Below are 2604 nucleotides of genomic sequence, written 5' to 3'. Positions count from 1 at the left end.
ACCAACACCCATAACGATCGCAATTAACACGCCATCAGTCAGTAATATCGATCGCGGTGAACCAACTAATTTGCCACAAAATCAAGAAGTAGATGGCAAATATCTACTGACTGATGAAGATGATACCAGTATCCCCCAATCAGCCTTTGGCAAACCGATATTCGCGTTATCAGGTAATGATAACTTGACGGGAAGTGACGAGAATGACACCATCTATGGCAACCAAGGTGCTGATACCATTGATGGCGGTAATGGGAACGATAACTTGTTTGGGGGTAAAGAATCCGATCAATTGTCTGGTGGTAATGATGATGACTTCTTGAGTGGAAATAATGACAATGATACTCTCACTGGTGGCAATGATAATGATCCCTTACACGGGGGGAAGGGAAATGATGTCTTGATTGGTGGGAATGGGAATGATGAGTTATGGGGCGATCGAGGTTTCGATGTGCTCACAGGTGGCTTGGGACTTGATACCTTTGTCTTACAATATACCGCTCCTAACCCATCTCAAGCTGATGTGATTACTGACTTCTCTACTGCCGACGATAAAATCAAGTTGATTGGTGCCACTTTCAGTCAACTAACCTTTGAGTCGGTTAATGTCATCTTAGATGGGGTGATGCCTCTAACTGCAACGGCGATCAAATCTGGGAATGACTACTTGGGATTGGTTTATAATGTGCATCCAACTGCTTTTAATAGTGGCTCTTTCTTGTAAGATTTCTGCAGTGTGAACGCTCAGATAAAACTATCATCCCAGCGGCAAAAACTTGGGCAGTGAATCAGTTAGAACTTACGCACTGAGGCGAGATTTCGTTGTTCTGGGTTTCTGGTGAGCGACCAAAAGCCTCATCATATTGTTGGTAATTGCGCTGAATGCGTCAGTCCTAGACTTAACAAAAAACAATAGGTGATTACCATGAACAAGGAAATCATTTTCGTTGACTCCTCTGTACAAGATTATCAAAGCCTGATTCAAAATGTCAATTCCGCTCAAATAGTCCTTTTAAAAGAAAATTCGAGCGCGATCGCACAAATTACTCAAGCCTTGGCAGATCAAAAAGATATTGCAGCCGTGCACATCCTTTCCCACGGTAGCGAAGGTAGTTTAAAACTCGGTTCTGACATACTCGATTCTATCAACCTAGAAAATTTCAGCAGTCAGATCGAACAGTGGGGAAATGCCCTAACTGAAAACGGCGATATCCTATTATATGGATGCGATGTGGGCGCGGGAGAAACCTGCCTCAATTTTGTCAAGCATCTCAGCAAAATAACAGGCGCAGATGTAGCAGCTTCTAATAACATAACGGGTTCTGCGGCAAGTGGCGGCGACTGGAACTTAGAAGTGAAATTTGGGGAAATTGAAACCAAACCCCTGAATTTTGCCAATTATAACTACACTTTAGGAAGACCCACTGGCACCGCAGATAGCAAAGCCATTAATGTTAGTGCTACCCCTACTAGCACCGTCATAGATGTTTTAGCGAACGACACGGGAACCGGCAGACTCAGTGTTGATAGTATCGTCACCGGCCCCAGCCACGGCACCGCGATTATTGGTGATTCGATCTATGTCGGTGGCGGGTTCTCCGGCATCGGCAGCCAATCTCGCAACAACATTGCCAAGTTAAACTCTGATGGGACTGTTGATACTACCTTTAACCCAAATGCGAATAGTGATGTCAATACGATCGCCCTCGATAGCAGTGGCAACCCCTATGTCGGTGGCCAGTTCACCACCATCGGCGGCCAAACTCGCAACTACATTGCCAAGTTAAACCCGAGTACAGGGGCGGCTGATACTACCTTTAACCCCAATGCGAATAATTGGGTCAATGCGATCGTCATTGATAGCAGTGGCAACCCCATTGTTGGTGGCGATTTCACAAACATCGGCGGCCAAAATCGCAACTACATTGCCAAATTAAACCCGAGTACAGGGGCGGCTGATACTACTTTTAACCCCAATGCGAATGATTGGGTCAATGCGATCGTCATTGATAGCAGTGGCAACCCCATTGTTGGTGGCAATTTCACCAACATCGGCGGCCAAACTCGCAACAATAATATTGCCAAGTTAAACCCGAGTACAGGGGCGGCTGATACTACCTTTAACCCCAATAATGCGAGTTGGCCCAATGCGAGTTGGATGCCTTATGTCAATGCGATCGCCATTGATAGCAGTGGCAACCTCATTGTTAGTGGCTTTTCCGGCATCAATACGGGCCAAACTCGCGACTACATTGCCAAGTTAAACCCGAGTACGGGGGCGGCAGATACTACCTTTAACCCCTTAAATGGTTACGATGGTTTTGTCGGGTCGATCGCCATTGATAGCAGTGGCAACCCCATTGTTGGTGGCTTTTTCATCAGTAGCATCGGCGGCCAAAGTCGCGACTACATTGCCAAGTTAAACCCGACGACTGGGGCTGCTGATACTACCTTTAACCCAAATGCGAATGATTGGGTCCGTGCGATCGCGATCGATAGCAGTGGCCACCTCATAGTTGGTGGCAATTTCACCAACATCGGCGGCCAAACTCGCAACCACATTGCGAAGTTAAACCCGACGACTGGGGCTGCGGATACTACCTT

2 protein-coding genes are annotated in these 2604 nt (G+C 46.6%); both read left to right on the top strand.

Features of this window, described 5'->3' with window-relative positions; genetic code table 11:
- On the top strand, positions 1-724 hold a 724-nt coding region (locus QUA80_RS33350), incomplete at its 5' end, for a calcium-binding protein (RefSeq protein ID WP_333429176.1).
- Positions 725-925: 201 nt separating this feature from the next.
- The coding region (locus tag QUA80_RS33345) for a DUF4347 domain-containing protein (RefSeq protein WP_333429175.1) at positions 926-2604 on the top strand (1679 nt) is incomplete at its 3' end.

Source organism: Microcoleus sp. F4-D5, assembly GCF_036704885.1.
Lineage (GTDB): Bacteria > Cyanobacteriota > Cyanobacteriia > Cyanobacteriales > Microcoleaceae > Microcoleus.
This window is presented reverse-complemented; position numbering and strand designations above follow the sequence as displayed.